Here is a 17090-nt window from a genome sequence, read left to right on the forward strand (position 1 = left end):
GGCGAGCCAGCCTAACGCCGCCGCGGCGCGGCGGCGTCCTCCTCGGGCGGCAGGCCGGCCAGGCGGACGGCCACCGCGCCGCCGGCGTTGAGGGCCAGGTGCAGCAGTGCCGGCGCGAGGACGCTGCCGCTGCGCCGGCGCAGCCCGTCGAAGACCACCGCCGAGAGTCCGGTGACCAGCACGGTTCCGAGCACGTGGTGACCGGCGTCCCTCGCGGGCCGCACGTGCCACAGCCCGAAGGCCGCCGCGTGCAGGCCGGACCCCGCCCCACCCGGACCGAGCAGCGCCGCGAGCACGCTGCGGAACAGGAGTTCCTCGGCGGCGACGGTGCCGAAGGGAATGTGCAGGCCCACCCATTCGTAGAAGTCCTCACGTTCGGCACGGGCCTCGTCGACGAGCCGGGCACGCAGCGACGGGACGGCCAGCATCACCCCGTAGGCGGCGAGCGGGACGGTCGCGGCGGCCGCACCCCAGCGGGCGCCGGACACCAGGTGCACCGGGTCCAGTCCCAGCGTCGCCCGTTCCAGGCCCGAGGCCCGCGCCGCACCCACCGCCGCGGCGCCGACCGCTGCGGACAGCACGGCCCGCCCCCGCGGCCCGAGGCGCGTGGCCGGCAGCACCGCACCCCAGCCGACGACCGCCGCGGCGACGACCGGACCGAGCCACGGCCGGCGGCGAGCCCGTCCCGGCCGGCTCACTTCTCCGGTCCCTGCAGGTCGTCGATGACGCTCAGCGCGAACCGCACCCGCTCGGTGTCGGTCTCCGCCCAGCCTTCGGGCCGGGCGATCGCGAGCCACCCGTCGAGCACCGTGGTGCCGTAGTTGTGGCCGTGACCGTCGGGTACCCCCGCGGCGTTGGTCAGATCCGCCGAGACCTGCCAGAACGTCACGAACGGGAACCACCGCATCTGCGGCAGCCGATCGGGTCCGGGCGGTTCGGACAGCCAGTCCGGCCGGCTGAAGATCAGGTCCGGGGACCACCACACCACCGGATCGGAGGCGTGCTGCAGGTACAGGATCCGGGGGAACAACCATTGAGTGTCGGGTTCGCCGATCGACGCGCGGTTGTCGGCGAAGCGCACCACCAGACCGTCCGCGTACACCGGCTCGACCTCGGTGGTGCCCGGGTCGCGCCGGGTGACGAGCTGACGCCACAGGCGGTTCGAGTTGGGCGGACCGACCCACAGGACACCGTCGACGGTGTCGCGGATCTCGGCGAGCGTGTCGAAAGCGCCCTCCCCCGACTGGGTTCCGAGGCTCTCCCCGTACAGGTACAGCTTCGGGCGATGCTCGGCGGCCTGGGCGAGCCACCGGTTGTGCACCCGGTCGATCAGCATGTCGCCGGCGGCGGCGGCCTTCTCGCGGTCGGCGAGGAACGAGATCCAGCTCGGCATGTACGAGTACTGCCACGCGACGAGGGCGACGTCGCCGTTGTGGACCAGTTCCATCATCATCGCCGCGGTCGGATTGACCCATCCGGTGCCGGTGGTCGGGATGACGACGAGCACCTCGCGGTCGAACGCGTCGGTGCGTTCGAGCTCGTCGATCACCAGGTCGGCACGCGCCTCGGGGGTGTCGGCGGTCTCGAGCCCGGCGTAGACCCGGATCGGTTCCCTCGCCGGGGCGCCGTTGATCGCGGTCAGCTCCGCGGCGCTCAGTCCCCGGCCGACGAAGTCGCGGCCCTGGTAACCGAGCGTGTCCCACGCCGCGAACGACTCCGGGCTCCCGGACTTCTCGGGCACGAGCGGCTGGGTGATCCCGGGGCGGGTCTCGCTGTTCTGGAGACCGAACACCACGTTGAGTCCCGCGTACGCACCCCGGGCCAGCACACCGTCGATCAGCATGAAGACCACCAGCACCACCAGCAGCGCACCGAGCGAGCGAGCCGCACCCGGCGGCATGCGCAGGCGCCGCACGAGTTGCCACGCGACGATTCCCGCGAGTTCGCGCAGCCCCCGCCAGGTCGCGATCAGGGTGATCGCGACGGCGGCGGCAAGCACCAGGGTCCGCAGATACCCGCTGGTGGTGGTGCCCTCGGCATTCATCAGCGCGGCGAGCTGACGCTGCTGCCGCGAGGCGAACACCAGGGCCACCAGCGACGCGAGCACGGCCGCGACGGGGACCGCGACCTTGATCGCCCGCAGCACGGGCAGCGGCGGCGGCCACCACGGTCGGTTCGCCAGCAGCAGCCGGTACCCGGCCCAGCCGACGGCACACCCCACGCCGTAGCCGATGGCGACGTTGATGCCGCCGATGATGCCCTGGAACAACCAGTCGCGGGGCAGCAGCGACGGGGTCAGCGACCAGCAGAAGAACAGGGCCGCGAAGGCGATGCCGGTGAAATCCAGGCTCAGCAGTCCCCACGCCTGAGCGGTGTGGGGATGACGGTCACCGAATTCGGTGACCGCGTCGATGATCCGGCCCTGCCGGGCCTCGATCAACGCCAGCCGATCGACCTGGGATCCGACCATCGCTCACCCGAACAATGCCGGCAGTGTGCCCTCGTAGACCTCTCGCAGTTCGGCCATCGAGACCGAGAACCGGCCCTGCACCTCGACGGAGTCGGAGCCCTCGTCGACGACCCCGATCCGCACCCACGGCATGTTGCGCGCCGTGCACATGCCGGTGAAGCGGGTCTCCTCGGTGCGCGGCACCGCCACCAGCACCCGGCCGGCGGACTCGGAGAACAGGGTCACGAACGGATCCGCGTCCTCCGGCAGCAGGATCCGGCAGCCGGTCTCGCCGGCCAGCGCGGCCTCCACGACCGCCTGTGCGAGGCCGCCCTCGGACAGGTCGTGGGCGGCGGAGATCAGGCCGTCGCGCGAACCGGCGGTGAGGATCTCGGCGAGCAGCCGCTCCCGCTCGAGGTCGACCTTCGGCGGCACGCCGCCGAGGTGGTCGTGCTCGACCTGCGCCCAGATCGAGCCGTCGAACTCGTCGCGGGTCTCCCCCAGCAGGATCAGGGTCTCGCCCGGCTCGAGGCCGAGGCCGGTGGGGATGCGCCGGTGCACGTCGTCGATCACGCCGAGCACGGCGACGACCGGGGTCGGCAGGATCGGGGTGGCCCCGGTCTGGTTGTAGAAGCTGACGTTGCCGCCGGTGACGGGGATGCCGAGCTGCGCGCATCCGTCGGCGAGACCACGCACGGCCTGCTGGAACTGCCACATCACGCCCGGATCCTCGGGCGAGCCGAAGTTGAGGCAGTTGGACACGGCCTTGGGGGTGGCACCGGTGACGGCGACGTTGCGGTAGGCCTCCGCGAGGGCGAGCTGCGCGCCGGCGTACGGGTCCAGCTGGGTGTAGCGGCCCGACGCGTCGGTGGCCAGCGCGATGCCGCGGCCGGTCTTCTCGTCCACGCGGACCACGCCCGCGTCGGCGTTCTCGGCGAGCACCGTGTTGCCGCGGACGTAGCGGTCGTACTGCTCGGTGATCCACCTGCGGCTGCACAGCTGCGGCGAGCCGATCATCTTCAGCAGGGTCGCCTTCAGCTCCTCGGGAGTCTGCGGGCGCTGCAGTCCGGCGGTGGTGTCCGCGACGAGCGCGTCCTGGGACTCCGGGCGCTGCACCGGACGGTGGTACACCGGGCCCTCGTGCGCGACGGTGCGCGGCGGCACGTCGACGACGGTCTCACCGTGCCAGGTGATGACGAGCCGGTCGCCGTCGGTGACCTCGCCGATCACGGTGGCGAGCACGTCCCACTTCTTGCACACGGCCATGAAGGCGTCGACGTTCTCCGGGGTCACGACGGCGCACATGCGCTCCTGGGACTCGCTCGAGAGCACCTCGGCGGGCGTCATTCCCTTCGCGCGCATCGGGACCCGCTCCAGTGCGACGTGCATGCCGCCGTCGCCGGCGGCGGCCAGCTCGGAGGTCGCGCAGGCGAGGCCGGCGCCGCCGAGGTCCTGGATGCCGACGACGAGCTTCTCGCGGTAGAGGTCGAGGCAGCACTCGATGAGCACCTTCTCGGTGAACGGGTCCCCCACCTGCACGGCCGGCAGCTTCTTCCGGCCGGAAGAAGATTCGTCGCCCTCGAAGGTCTCCGACGCCAGGACGGACACGCCGCCGATGCCGTCCAGACCGGTGCGCGCACCGAACAGGATGACCTTGTTGCCCGTGCCCGACGCGAACGCCAGGTGCAGGTCCTCCTTGCGCATCGCGCCGGCGCACAGCGCGTTGACGAGCGGGTTGCCGGCGTAGGAGGCGTCGAAGACGGTCTCGCCGCCGACGTTGGGCAGGCCGAGGGAGTTGCCGTAGCCGCCGATGCCGCGGACCACGCCGTCGACGACGCGACGGGTGTCGGGCGCGTCGGCGGCGCCGAAGCGCAGCTGGTCCATGACCGCGATCGGGCGGGCGCCCATCGCCATGATGTCGCGGACGATGCCGCCGACACCGGTCGCGGCGCCCTGGTACGGCTCGACGTAGGACGGATGGTTGTGGGATTCGACCTTGAAGGTGACCGCCCAGCCGTCGCCGATGTCGACGACGCCGGCGTTCTCACCGATACCCGCGAGCATCGACGCCCGCATCTCGTCGGTGGTGGTCTCCCCGAAGTACCGCAGGTGCACCTTGGAGGACTTGTAGGAGCAGTGCTCGGACCACATCACCGAGTACATGGCCAGCTCGGCGTCCGTGGGACGACGGCCCAGGATCTCGCGGATGCGGGCGTACTCGTCGTCCTTCAGCCCCAGCTCGCGGGAGGGCTGGGCGACATCGGGGGTTTCGGCGGCGTGGGTGACGGTATCCACCTGCGGTGACACTGGGCGTCGGGTCCCTTCACTCTGGGATCGAAACGGCAGGCCGGGCGCGCGCTGCCGCGGCCAGTCTATCCGGGTGCACGCCCGGCGCCGTCCACCGGTGCGACGCCCCGCGGCGGCCGCACCGCCGTCAACGCGTCGAGATCCACGCTCACCCGGTGACCCGCGGCCGGAAGCAGCACCTTGCCCGTGTACTCCCCCTCGTAGCGGTACCACCCGTCGTCGAGCACGAACACCCCCAGCGTCGCGGGTTCGACGAGGTCGATCATCCAGTAGGCGGGGATGCGCGCCTCGGCGTACTCGGAGAACTTCGTGACGCGATCGGTGCGGACGCTGCCCTCGGCCATGACCTCCACCACCAACCGCACGTCGGCGGCCGTCGCGCGGTCGGGGTCGGCGTCGACCAGCGCCCGGTCGACGACGATGCCGTCCGGGCAGCGCACCGTCAGCGGGGACTCGGTGAGCAGCACCTCCACGTCGCCGAGCACGGCCAGTTCCTTCGGCAGCTGATCGGCGAGCTGAGCGACGAGCCCGAACGCGACGTGCTGGTGCAGGTATCCGGGCCGCGGCGACGCCGACAGCACCCCTTCGCAGACCTCGACGTGGAACTGCTCGTATTCGGGCAGTTCCGTCCATTCGGCGAGCGTGAGCAGATGGTCGGGGAACGACGGGCCGGTCACAGGATCACCACCGTTCGCGGTCGGGCGAATTGTCCCCTCAGTCTGGCACCGGATGCCGGGCCGTGCCGGTCAGTTCGCCGGAGTGAGAAACGCCCGGAGAGCGCGGGCGTACGCGGTGACGTCCTTCGCTCCCATGAGCTCGCGCGCCGAGTGCATCGCGAGCTGCGGAGCCCCGACGTCGACGGTCGTCAGCCCGGTCCGGGAGGCGGTGATGGGGCCGATCGTCGAGCCGCACGGCAGGTCGGCGCGATGCACGTAGCGCTGCAGCGGCACCCCGGCCTGATCGCAGGCGAGCGCGAACGCGGCGGCGCCGGCGGCGTCTGTGGCGTAGCGCAGGTTCTGGTTGACCTTGAGCACGGGGCCGCCGTTCACCGCGATGCGGTGGGCGGGCTCGTGGCGGTCCGGGTAGTTCGGGTGGGTGGCGTGAGCCATGTCGCCGGAGGCCACCACCGAGCCGGCCATGGTCCGCAGAAAGTCCTCGCGGCTCCCGCCGCGGGCCAGCACGACCCGTTCGAGCACGGTGTTCAGCAGGTCCGAGAACGCGCCGCGGTCGGACATGCTGCCGACCTCCTCGTGGTCGAACAGGGCGAGCAGCGGCACCGGGCCGCCGTGCTCGGCGACGTGGCCGACGGCGGCGAGCAGCGCCGCGGTCCCGGCGTAGCAGGTGCCCTGGTTGTCCAACCGTGGCGCGCTGACGAGGTCCGCGTCCGCCCCGACCAGGGTGGACGGGGCCAGGTCGTGGGTCATCAGCTCCCAGCCCAGGATCGCGTCGGCCTCGACCTCGACCGCCTCGGCGAGGAAGGCGAGGAAGGACCGCGGCGCGGTGCCCACCCCCCACACGGCGTTGACGTGGCGCTGCGGATCCAGTTGCACGCCCTTGCGGTCCTCCGAGAGGTGGATGGCGAGCTGGGGGACACGCAGGATCGGCCGGTCGACGCGCACGAGCACGTCCTCGGCACCGTTGCCGGCCCGTACCGTGAGCCGGCCGGAGACGCCGAGATCGCGGTCCAGCCACGAGTTCAGCCATGCTCCCCCGTACGGTTCGAGACCGACCAGTTGCCAGCCTGCCGAGGCGAGGTCGGGGTGCTGCTTGACCCGCAGGTTGGGGCTGTCGGTGTGGCCGCCGACGATCCGGAACGGGCGGGCGGGGTCGCCGTCGGCGCCTTCGGTGCTCCACGCGATCAACGAGCCGCCCCGCAGCAGGTAGTAGCGGCCGGGCTCGCTCGGCCACACCTGGGTCTCGGTGAGCTGCGTGAAGCCGGCGTCGGTGAGGGTGGCCGCGACGGTCGCGCACACGTGGAACGGCGACGGCGACAGATCGACGAAGTTGCACAGGCCCTGTGCGTCGGCGGGCGTGGTCGTAGGCATGGCTGCATCCTCGCACCGCACCCGCCTCGACACACCCCGGCCGCGCCACCCCGCACCCCGGCACGTCCGTGATGCACGACCGGGAGTGTCTCCGCGAGCGCACCGCGTCGCCGGCGACCGCGCCGACGGGGCGGGATCGAATCCCGCCCCCGGGGCCGCGCTGCCGCCGTCGCTCAGTGCCCTCCCGCCACGCAGAACTGGTTGCCGTCCGGGTCGGTGAGCGTCACCCACCGGAACCCGCCCATGTCCTGGCGGTGCACCTCACCCGCGCCCGCCTCGACGAGCCGGCGCACCTCGGCGTCGAGATCGGGCGCCACCAGGTCGAGGTGGACCCGGTTCTTGCCCGGGGTCGGATCCGGAACCTTCTGGAAACCGAGTTTCTGTGCGGTGCCGGGCATTCCGACGATGTAGAACCAGCCGTCGTTGTCCTGCTCGATCCGGCCGCCGATCTGCTCGGCCCACCACGTGGCAAGCGGGCCGGGGTCGGCGCTGTCGAAGGTGATCATGCCGATGTTCAGTGCCATGGCCGGGACGGTAGCGGACGGGACCGACACGAGTGTGCCGCCACGGCACCGAGTTCGCCGTCAGCAGGCGGCGCGGACGAGCTGGGTGATGCGGTCCACCTGCTGATCGGTGGGGGTGACCGCCCCGTTGGCGGACAGCTCCGCGACTTGGCTGTTGATCTCCTCGTCGCTCGCCCCGTCGTCGATCAGGGGACAGGTTTCGGTGACGATCGCCTCGATGGAGGCGTCGTCCCGACCGTCGGCCAGGTTCGGGTAGCCCGTCCGGAAGGTTGCGACGAAGGTCCCCAACTTCGCTGCGTCGACGGCACGTTGGACGACGCTGGAGGCGACGCTGCCGGCCGGGCGGGTCGTGCTCTCGGGCGCGGACGTCTCGTCGTCGGATCCGCAGGCGGTGAGCAGGAAGAGGGCGGCGACCGCCGCCACCACAGCAGTCTTGGTCTTCATCGTTCGAGCGTGACACGCCGGGACGCGCCCGCGCCGGTGAAAGGCGGAATTCACGGTGAGCCGTCGCGCTCACGCGCTTCCCGGCCCGGGAAGGGGACGGCCGAACGGCCCCGGCAAAGATGCGTAATGCTACTCGAGACAACGGCGACGACGTGCGGCATAGTGGTGCCCGGCACGGCCGATCGGGGGATTCGGCGGTGCCCGCCGGAGCCGGTTGGGGGCCGCGCTCCGGACCGCAGGAGAAGGGGCCCCGCCGCCGATCGGGACGGCGGCGGGGCCCCTTTCGTCGCGTCGGGCGACGGTCGTCTCAGCTCCGGGCTGCGACCTTCGCCGGATCCAGCTCCAGCCGGCGCAGCAACTGCGCGTTCAGTGCCACGACGATCGTGGAGACCGACATGAGCACGGCAGCCACCGCAGGCGGCAGGACCACCCCGGCGAAGGCCAACGCACCGGCCGCGAGGGGCACCGCGACGACGTTGTACCCGGTGGCCCAGGCCAGGTTCTGCCACATCTTGCGGTAGCTCGCCCGCGACAGTGCGATCACCGACAGCACGGCGCGCGGATCGTCTGCGGCCAGGACCACGCCGGCCGACTCGACGGCGACGTCGGTGCCCGCGCCGATCGCGATGCCGACGTCGGCCCGCGCCAGCGCCGGCGCGTCGTTGACCCCGTCACCGACCATCGCGACGCGGTGCCCGCGGGCCTGCAGCTCGGCGACCTTCGCGTCCTTGTGTTCGGGCAGCACGTTCGCGAACACCTCGTCGATACCGAGGTCGGCGGCGACGGCGTCGGCCACCTGCCGCGCGTCCCCGGTGATCATGGCGACCTTCACCCCGCGCCCGTGCAGGGCGTCGATCGCCTGCCGCGACTCCTCGCGCACCGCGTCCTCGAGGGCGACGGCTCCCAGCACCGTGCCGTCGCGCACGACGTGCAGCACCGACGCCCCGCGGGCGACCCAGCGGTCGGTCGCGGCCGCGACGTCGGCGGGCACGTGCGCCCGCAGGTCCGCGAGCACGGCCGGACCGCCGACGAACACGGTCGCCCCGTCCACCACGGCCCGCACCCCGCGGCCGGGCAGGGAGCGGAAATCCTTCGTCGGCAACATGACTCGCCCTCCCGCGGCGGCGACGACGGCGCGGGCGACGGGGTGCTCGCTGTCGGATTCGACCGCGGCGGCCAGGGTCAACAGGTCGTCCTCGGTGGTGCCGGCGGTGGCGACGACGTCGGTGACGACGTGCCGCCCCTGGGTCAGGGTCCCGGTCTTGTCGAACAGGACGACGTCCACGCCGCGCATCCGCTCCAGCGACAGCCGGTCCTTGACGAGCACGCCGGCGCGGGCGGCGCGCTCGGTCGAGATGGCGATGACGAGTGGGATGGCCAGGCCCAGCGCGTGCGGGCACGCGATGACCAGGACCGTGACGGTACGGACGACGGCCTCGTCGACGTTGCCGAGCAGCGTCCACACGGCGAAGGTGAGGACGCCGGCGACGGTGGCGAAGTAGAAGAGGAAGGCGGCGGCCCGGTCCGCGAGCGCCTGGGCTCGCGAGGACGAGGCCTGCGCGTCGGCGACCATGCGCTGGATGCCGGCGAGCGCGGTGTCCTCCCCCACCGCGGAGATGCGGACGCGCAGTGCACTGTCGGTGGCGACCGTGCCGGCGACGACGGTGTCGCCCACGGCGCGGGGCACGGCGCGGGACTCGCCGGTGATCATCGACTCGTCCACGTCGGCGCGCCCGTCGACGACCGTGCCGTCGGCCGGGACGCGCGCACCGGCGCGCACCAGCGCGACGTCGCCGACGGCCAGGTCGGCGAGGGCGACCTGCACGACGCCGTCCGCGGTCACCTTCTCGGCGGTGTCGGGCAGCATCGCGGCCAGGGCGTCGAGCGCGCGCGACGCCGAGCCCAGCGCCCGCATCTCGAGCCAGTGCCCGAGCAGCATGATCACGATCAGCAGCGCCAGTTCCCACCAGAAATCGAGGTCGAACCCGCCCAGCCCGAGCGTGGTCACCCAGGACGCCGCGAACGCGACGCTGATGGCCATGGCGATGAGCAGCATCATTCCGGGCCGGCGGTCCCGCAGCTCGTTCCACCCGCCGACGAGGAAGGGGCTGCCGCCGTAGGCGAACACGACCGTGCCGAGGACGGGCGAGACCCATCCGGCCCACGCGGCGTCGGGCAGCGCGTAGCCGAGCAGGTCGGCGAACATGGCGCTGAACGCCACGATCGGAACCGCGAGGACCAGGCTCACCCAGAATCTGCGACGGAAGATCTCACCGTGCGGCCCGTGCCCGGCGTGCCGGTCCCGGGCGCGGTGGGCGTCGCGCGCTCCGGGCGGCGCGGTGTGGGCAGCGTGTCCGTGGTGTGCGAGCTCTGTCATGGCTCCCGCCTCGATCCGTTTCCGTTTCCGTGGACCCCTCCATTGATACCCCCTGGGGGTATAAATGGAAGGGGTGGGACGGTCACGATCCGGTCACGGCACCGACTACCGCTCGAGCATGGCGCGCATCTCGTCGATCTCCGCCTGCTGCGTCGCGATGATCGACTCGGCGAGTTGCCGCGCCTCCGGGTTCACGCCCTCGGCCAGCTCGGTCTGCGACATCTCGATCGCGCCCTCGTGGTGGACGATCATCATGGTCAGCCACATGCGGTCGAAGTCCATGCCGCGGGCCCCCATCATGGAGTCCCACTCGTCGTCGGACATCATTCCCGGCATCCCGCCGGGCATGCCCATGCCGCCGTGACCCATCCCGTCCTCGTCCGGCGCCTCCTGCCCCCAGCTGTCGAGCAGCGACACCATCTGCTCCATCTCGGGTTCCTGCGCGGCCTCGATGCGGGCGGCGAGGTCGATGAGCTGCGGATCCTCGCTGCGTTCGGGCACGGCCTGGGCCATCTGCACGGCCTGCGCGTGATGGGGATACATCTCCTGCAGGAACTCGACGTCCGCGTCGACGAACTGCGCCTGCCCGGCCGGCACCGAGGTCTGGGACGTGCCCGGAGTCGCCGTCCCCGACTGCTGCTGCGGCTCGTCGCTGCCACACGCCACGATCACCAGGGCGAGCGGAACCGCCGCCGCTGCCGCTACTACTCTCTTGTTCCACAACATGATTCGACGGTACCCGCCGTATCGGCCGAGTCCGGGGCCGCAGCCCCGCCCCGGCCGGTCCTTCATCGAAACTTCATCGGCCGCAACGCCCGCCCACACGCGGCGGCGCGCACACTCGTCGTAGGAGGTGCGCGATGATGGGTTGGTACGGCGGCGCAGGCTGGGCCGCCGCCCTCGCAATGGGTGTGTTCTGGCTGTTGCTCGCCGGGGTGGTGGTGTGGGCGGTGGTCCGGGCGGCGGCGCCACCGGATCCCGGCGACGACGCCCGCCGGATCCTGGACCGGCGGCTCGCCTCCGGCGAGATCGACGTCGCAACCTACCGGACTCTGCGCGACGAACTGGACGCGCGGCCCCGACGACGGACGCGTCGATAGATCCGCCTGCTCGATACGCGATGCAGCACGTTCACGGGGTCACCGCGATCCGATCCGTCGTCGACGGGTCGCCGAACAATTCTCTGCCGCAACCCGAGTGGCGGGCAGCCGGGGGCGCCCGGCCCTCGTCCCCCGCGGCATGGTCACCCGAGGCATGGTCGGCACCCTGCGGCACTCGCTCGTCAGCGATGTTCCCGGCGGGCATCGAACGCCGCGACGACCCGCTTCGGCGCGGTCAGCCGCCACGCATCCTCGATCAGTTCCGCCAACTCGACCGTGTCGACCGCGGCGAAAACCACGTCGATCCAGCCGTAGCGCCCGAAGAACGGGGCCGCGCGGAACACGTCCGGATCCTCGTGGAGCAGGGCCGCCTGGGTGTCCACGGTGGCTTTGAGGCAGACCGTGGCCGCACCGTAACCCAGGAGGCCGAACATCTTGTTCCGCACCCGGTACGTGGGTTGGTCACCCCAGCTGTCCACCACCACTTCACGTGCCTCGGGCAGCGCCAGCATCATCGCGCGCACACTGTCCGCGCTGGGCATGGGATCTCCTCGGTCGGCGGACAGGGCCACCCAGTTGTACACCCGACCCGCGACAGGGAACGGACGGCCGCGAGTGCTGGGTACCCTGGCCGCGTGCACACCCCCGGCCCCCGCATCCTCGTAGTCGACGACGAAGCCGCCCTGGCGAAGGTGGTGGCCAGCTATCTCGAACGGGAGGGCTTCGAGGTCGCGCTCGCCTACGACGGACCGACGGCCGTCGCGCTGGCTCGGCAGACGGACCCGGTGCTCGTGGTGCTCGACCTGATGCTGCCGGGATTCGACGGCATCGAGGTGTGCCGGCAGCTGCGGACCTTCTCGGACGCGTACGTGCTCATGCTCACCGCCCGTGGCGACGAGGTGGACAAGGTGATCGGCCTGTCGGTGGGCGCCGACGACTACGTCGTGAAGCCTTTCGGGCCACGGGAGCTCGTCGCCCGGGTGCGTGCCATGCTGCGCCGGCCCCGCAGTGGCACCGCGGCGGAGGCACCGCGCCGGATCGGCGGGCTCGTCGTCGATCCGGTGTCGCGCACCGTCTCGGTCGACGACGCGCCGGTGGAGCTGACACGCACGGAATTCGATGTGCTGCTGGCACTTTCGGATCGACCTTCGGCGGCGCTCTCACGCCGGCAGATCATCGACGAGGTGTGGGGGCCGAACTGGTTCGGCGACGAGCACATCGTCGACGTCCACATCCGCGCCCTGCGCCGCAAGCTCGGCGACGATGCCGCCGCCCCGCGCTTCGTCCGGACCGTGCGCGGGGTCGGGTATGCGATGGAGGCCGCGCGGTGAACCGGCTGGGACTGCGCGGGCGGCTGCTGATCGCGCAACTGCTCGTGCTGTTCGTCGGGGCCGCGACGCTCACCGTCGTCGCGACGCTGGTGGCCGCCCCGCTGTTCCACTACCACCTCGCCCACGCGGGCGTGGAGGACACGCAGGTCCGCCTTCACACCGAGGAGGCGTTCGCGCAGGCCGGGGCGGTCGCGCTCGCCGCCGGGGCAGCCGTCGCGCTCGGTGCCGCGGCGATCACGTCCGTGGTCCTGGTGCGCCGCATCACCGCGCCGGTGGGCCGGCTGGTGGAGGCCGCGGGCCACGTCGCCCGCGGCCGCTACGACGTGCCGATCACCCGGTCCGGCGACGCGGACTTCGCCCGGCTCGAGAACGCCTTCGCCGACATGGCGGGCCGCCTGCACAGCACGGAGCTCTCACGACGCCGGCTGCTCGACGATCTCGCCCACGAACTGCGCACACCCGTGGCCACGCTCGAGGCCTACCTCGAGGGCATCGAGGACGACGTACTGCCCGCCGACGCCACCTCGTGGCAGGTGATGCACCACCAGCTCGACCGGCTGCGGCGTCTCGTGTCGGACCTGTCCGACCTCTCCGCGGCGGACGAGCACGCGCTCGCCCTGCACCCCGAGGAGGGCGACCTCGCCGCGGCGGTGACGGCATCGGTCTCGGCCGCGGCACCGCGGTTCGCCGACAAGCAGGTCGGGCTCGGGACGGAGCTGCCCGAGGCGCTGCCGCCGGTCCGGTTCGATTCGCAGCGAGTGGCGCAGATCCTGGCGAACCTGCTCGAGAACGCCCTGCGTCACACGCCGGCCGGGGGCCGGGTGGTCGTCACGTGCGAGCGCGCGGACCGGGCGGCCGTGCGGGTGCGGGTCCGCGACACGGGCGACGGCATCCCCGCGGATCAGCTCGACGCGGTGTTCGAGCGGTTCCACCGGATCGATCCGGCCCGCAGCCCCGGCGGCAGCGGCCTGGGCCTGACCATCGCGCGCAGTCTCGCCCGCGCCCACGGCGGCAATCTCACGGCCGCGAGCGACGGGCCGGGGCGCGGTGCCCGCTTCGACCTGACCCTGCCCACGAACGGGAATCAGGCGGAGACGACCGCGTCGAGAACGCTGTAGAACATGCCGAGCCCGTCGTCGCTGGGACCGGTGAGCGCTTCGGTGGCGTGCTCGGGGTGCGGCATCAGGCCGACGACGCGGCCGTTCGCCGACGAGATGCCCGCGATGCCGCGCTGGGAGCCGTTCGGGTTGTCGCCGGCGTAGCGGAACACCACGCGGCCCTCACCCTCGAGTTCGTCCAGCACCTTCTCCGAGGCCTGGAACCGGCCCTCACCCGACTTGAGGGGCACCAGGATCTCGGCCCCGGCCTCGTAGCGGGTGGTCCACGCGGTGGTGTTCGACTCCACCTTCAGCCACTGGTCGCGGCAGATGAAGTGCAGGCCCTCGTTGCGGGTGAGGGCCCCCGGCAGCAGACCCGCCTCGCACAGCACCTGGAAGCCGTTGCAGATGCCGAGCACCGGCATCCCGCCCCGAGCGGCCTCGACGACCTTGCCCATGACCGGGGCGAACCGCGCGATGGCGCCGCAGCGCAGGTAGTCGCCGTAGGAGAAGCCACCCGGCACGATGACCGCGTCGACTCCCCTCAGGTCGGCGTCGCCGTGCCAGAGGCTGACGGCCTCACCGCCGGCGAGTTCGACGGCGCGGGCCGCATCGATGTCGTCGAGCGTGCCCGGGAAGGTGATGACTCCGACGCGGGCACTCATGCGTCACCGTCGATCCGCCGCACGGTCCAGTCCTCGATGACCGTGTTGGCGAGCAGAGCCTCGGCGATCTTCTCGACCTCGGCGTCGTCGACGCTGCCGTCGACCTCGAGCTCGAAGCGCTTTCCCTGACGGACGTCGGACACGCCCGCGAAGCCCAGTCGCGACAGCGCCCCGACAATGGCCTGGCCCTGAGGATCGAGAATCTCGGCCTTGGGCATGACTTCGACGACGACACGAGCCACGTGCTGCTCCTCGGTAGTAGTGCTGGCGCCCGGGGACGGACACCGGACAGCCCGCAGTTTACCGGCCGACCCGAGCCGGTCCGGAATCGGCAGGGCCCGACGCCGGCGGCCCCGTCACGGCTGTGGCGGCCCCGGCTCGGCGAGCGACGCCGTGAAGTTCTCGACGATCTCGGCCGCGAGGGTGCGGACCTTGACGTTCGTCGCCTGCGACATCGCCGACAGCTGCGCGAACGCGGTGTCCGCGTCGACCCGGTGCGCTGCCATGAGCAGGCCCACGGCCCGGCTCGTGACACTCCGTGTGTCCAAGGCGGTCCGGAGCGAGGCGGCCTCGCGCTCGCCGGCGGCGAGCAACGCCTCCCGCAGCCGCGACATCTCCAGGTGCACGCGGACCCGGGCGATCAGCTCGCTGGGATGGAACGGCTTGACGACGTAGTCGTCGGCACCGGCCCGCAGCCCCTCGACGGCGGACTCCGATCCGGCCCGGGCCGTGAGCAGGATCACCGGCAGCCGCACCAGCCGTTCGTCGCCCCGCACGTCCTGCAGCAGCGACAACCCGCTACGTCCGGGCAGCATGACGTCGCTGAGGAGCAGGTCGGGAACCTCCGTCCGGATCCGCTCGAGCGCGGACTCGGCGTCGGCGGTGACGTCGACGTGCCAACCCTGCGCGGCGAGCAGGTCGACGAGATGGTCACGCATGTCCGCGTTGTCCTCGACGAGGAGCAGGCGCGGTTGCCCCTCGCGCGGTCCGGCGCCGGGGGTCGCGACGGGCCGCCACGCCTCGGCCTCCCCCAGATACGCCGCGCCGGCGGACGCCACGACGTCGTCCGCGGCGCGTGGTGCCGGCTGCGCGCTCGGCACCGCGGGCACCGTCACCGTGAACACCGAGCCGTGCGGGGCGACGGCGTCGACGGACACCGAACCACCCAGGGCGGCAACGAATTGCGCGACAAGAGACAGCCCGATGCCCGAGCCCTCGCGGCTGCGGCCGGACCGGTCGCCGATCTGGTAGAAGCGGTCGAAGATCTTGCCCCGCTCGGCCTCCGCGATGCCTGTGCCGGTGTCGGCGACACGCAGCACCAGGTTCGCCCCGTCACCCCGCAGGGACACGGCGACCGATCCCTCCGGCGTGAACTTCATCGCGTTGGACAGCAGGTTCAGCACGATGTGCGTCCACATCGCCCGGTCGGTCGCCACGTACCGGGTCGGCACATTGTCGACGTCGACGAGGAGCGCGAGCCCCGCGCGGTCCGCGGCGTCGCGGAACAGTTCGGCGGCCTCGCGCGTCACCGCGACGATGTCGGTGGGCTCGGTGTGGGCGTCGAGCCGGCCGGCGTCCCCACGCGCAACGTCGAGCAGCATGTCGACGAGCCGCTGCAGGCGCAGGGCGGCCCGCCGCGCCGCCGCGACGGCGTCGACCTGGGCGGGTGGCAGCGCGGCGGCGTGCTCGTCGAGCAGGGTCTGCAGCGGCCCGAGGAGCAGCGTCAGCGGGGTGCGGAACTCGTGGCTGACGTTCTCGAAGAACCGGCTCTTGGCGGCGTCGAGCTCGGCGAGTTCGGCCGCCCGCCGGCGTTCGGCCTCGTAGGCCTGCGCATCGGACAGAGCCGTGGACACGCGGACCGCGACCATATCGAGGAACACCCGGTACTGCTCGTTCAGCTCGCGGAACCGGCTGATGCCGAGCACGAGGGAGCCGGCCGGGCCACCAGCGGAGACCGGGAGCGGCAGGACCACCGCGGTGTCGCCGTCGCGGCCGAGGTCCGCGACGGTCTCGGCCTTGCCGGACTCGGCGACCCGGGCGATCACCTCCGGCAGGTCCGACGCGGCGCCGGGAGCGGTGCCGAACTCGGCGACCGTCACCGTCACCTCGTCGCGGCACAGGTGGGCACTGCCGAACGGCAGATCGTCCTCGTGGCCGGCGAGCAGGCCGAGCGCAGCCCGGCAGGCATCGTCGGCGGTATCGGTCTCCGTCATCGAGAGCTGGCCGAGTTCCCGCAGGACGGCGGCCCGGCGCTCGGCGAGCACCTGCTCGGTGACGTCCGTGGTGGCGACGAAGATGCCCGCGACGGTGCCGTCGGCGGCCCGGACGGGGCTGTAGGAGAACGTCCAGTACGTCTCTTCCGTGTAGCCGAATCGGTGCATGAACAACTGCATCCGCTCCGACAGGGTCGGCTCCCCGCGTTGCGCCTGGGCGAAGAGGGCGCCGACGAAGTCCCAGATCTCGCCCCAGCACTCGGAGGCCCGCTGGGCGACCGCCGCCGGAAACTTCTCGCCGAGGAGGGGCCGGAAGGCGTCGTTGAAGATCTGCACCAGTTCGGGGCCCCAGCACAGCAGCATGGGCACCCGCGACGGAACGACGGTCCGCACGGCCGCCGTCAGTTCGGGAGGCCAGGTGTCGATCGGCCCCAGCGCGGTCGACGCCCAGTCGGCGGCGCGGTGGGCGGTCGCGGTGGGATCCGATTCCGGGAACAGGGCGCGGGCCGAAGTCTCGTCGTTCACCTCGGTGTCGCCT

16 protein-coding genes are annotated in these 17090 nt (G+C 72.2%); 3 read left to right on the forward strand and 13 right to left on the reverse strand.

What is annotated here, in order from left to right:
* Nucleotides 1-11: 11 nt before the first annotated feature.
* From OCS65_RS23815 to OCS65_RS23855, 9 genes are all read right to left on the reverse strand, one after another.
* On the reverse strand, nt 12-698 hold the full coding sequence (locus OCS65_RS23815) for a CPBP family intramembrane glutamic endopeptidase (protein ID WP_043801589.1): 687 nt from the start codon (nt 696-698) through the stop codon (nt 12-14).
* Nucleotides 695-2470, reverse strand: a complete 1776-nt coding sequence (locus tag OCS65_RS23820; protein ID WP_065922977.1) for an alpha/beta hydrolase — start codon at nt 2468-2470, stop codon at nt 695-697. The genes OCS65_RS23815 and OCS65_RS23820 overlap by 4 nt, the downstream gene beginning before the upstream one ends.
* 3 nt (nt 2471-2473) lie before the next feature.
* Nucleotides 2474-4756, reverse strand: coding sequence for a phosphoribosylformylglycinamidine synthase subunit PurL (gene purL / locus OCS65_RS23825; RefSeq protein WP_050034640.1), 2283 nt, complete (start codon nt 4754-4756; stop codon nt 2474-2476).
* 65 nt (nt 4757-4821) lie between these two features.
* The gene (locus tag OCS65_RS23830; protein WP_029541454.1) at nt 4822-5433 is read right to left on the reverse strand and encodes a Uma2 family endonuclease; all 612 of its coding nucleotides are present in this window, start codon (nt 5431-5433) and stop codon (nt 4822-4824) included.
* Between the two features lie 69 nt (nt 5434-5502).
* Nucleotides 5503-6801 (reverse strand): M18 family aminopeptidase, encoded by a 1299-nt coding sequence (locus OCS65_RS23835; RefSeq protein WP_065922978.1) that lies wholly within the window; start codon nt 6799-6801, stop codon nt 5503-5505.
* 173 nt (nt 6802-6974) lie between these two features.
* Nucleotides 6975-7325, reverse strand: a complete 351-nt coding sequence (locus tag OCS65_RS23840) for a VOC family protein (RefSeq protein ID WP_029541452.1) — start codon at nt 7323-7325, stop codon at nt 6975-6977.
* A gap of 60 nt (nt 7326-7385) precedes the next feature.
* Nucleotides 7386-7751 carry a hypothetical protein gene (locus OCS65_RS23845; RefSeq protein WP_065922979.1) on the reverse strand — a complete coding sequence of 122 codons (366 nt, stop codon included), beginning with the start codon at nt 7749-7751 and terminating at the stop codon, nt 7386-7388.
* Between the two features lie 325 nt (nt 7752-8076).
* Nucleotides 8077-10146 carry a copper-translocating P-type ATPase gene (locus OCS65_RS23850; RefSeq protein ID WP_263507835.1) on the reverse strand — a complete coding sequence of 690 codons (2070 nt, stop codon included), beginning with the start codon at nt 10144-10146 and terminating at the stop codon, nt 8077-8079.
* 105 nt (nt 10147-10251) lie between these two features.
* Nucleotides 10252-10872, reverse strand: a complete 621-nt coding sequence (locus OCS65_RS23855) for a DUF305 domain-containing protein (RefSeq protein ID WP_203329533.1) — start codon at nt 10870-10872, stop codon at nt 10252-10254.
* 134 nt (nt 10873-11006) lie between these two features.
* On the opposite strand from OCS65_RS23855, the gene OCS65_RS23860 reads away from it, so the two are divergent.
* Nucleotides 11007-11246, forward strand: a complete 240-nt coding sequence (locus tag OCS65_RS23860) for an SHOCT domain-containing protein (protein ID WP_029541442.1) — start codon at nt 11007-11009, stop codon at nt 11244-11246.
* 182 nt (nt 11247-11428) lie between these two features.
* Here the strand turns inward: OCS65_RS23860 and OCS65_RS23865 are convergent, their stop codons facing one another.
* On the reverse strand, nt 11429-11788 hold the full coding sequence (locus OCS65_RS23865; protein ID WP_006940324.1) for an MmcQ/YjbR family DNA-binding protein: 360 nt from the start codon (nt 11786-11788) through the stop codon (nt 11429-11431).
* 93 nt (nt 11789-11881) lie between these two features.
* On the opposite strand from OCS65_RS23865, the gene OCS65_RS23870 reads away from it, so the two are divergent.
* Both OCS65_RS23870 and OCS65_RS23875 read left to right on the forward strand, forming a co-directional pair.
* Nucleotides 11882-12577, forward strand: a complete 696-nt coding sequence (locus tag OCS65_RS23870; protein WP_006940326.1) for a response regulator transcription factor — start codon at nt 11882-11884, stop codon at nt 12575-12577.
* A complete protein-coding gene (locus OCS65_RS23875; protein ID WP_006940328.1) occupies nt 12574-13695 on the forward strand; it encodes a sensor histidine kinase in 1122 nt (373 codons plus the stop codon). Before OCS65_RS23870 ends, OCS65_RS23875 begins: the two co-directional genes overlap by 4 nt.
* Here the strand turns inward: OCS65_RS23875 and purQ are convergent.
* From purQ to OCS65_RS23890, 3 genes are all read right to left on the reverse strand, one after another.
* On the reverse strand, nt 13662-14339 hold the full coding sequence (gene purQ / locus OCS65_RS23880) for a phosphoribosylformylglycinamidine synthase subunit PurQ (RefSeq protein ID WP_006940330.1): 678 nt from the start codon (nt 14337-14339) through the stop codon (nt 13662-13664). The genes OCS65_RS23875 and purQ overlap by 34 nt on opposite strands.
* Complete coding sequence (gene purS, locus OCS65_RS23885; RefSeq protein WP_006940332.1) at nt 14336-14581, reverse strand: phosphoribosylformylglycinamidine synthase subunit PurS; 246 nt, start codon at nt 14579-14581, stop codon at nt 14336-14338. The genes purQ and purS overlap by 4 nt, the downstream gene beginning before the upstream one ends.
* A gap of 114 nt (nt 14582-14695) precedes the next feature.
* Complete coding sequence (locus tag OCS65_RS23890) at nt 14696-17077, reverse strand: PAS domain-containing hybrid sensor histidine kinase/response regulator (RefSeq protein ID WP_029541438.1); 2382 nt, start codon at nt 17075-17077, stop codon at nt 14696-14698.
* Between the last annotated feature and the right edge of the window lie 13 nt (nt 17078-17090).

The organism is Rhodococcus aetherivorans (assembly GCF_025722975.1).
Classification (GTDB): domain Bacteria; phylum Actinomycetota; class Actinomycetes; order Mycobacteriales; family Mycobacteriaceae; genus Rhodococcus; species Rhodococcus aetherivorans.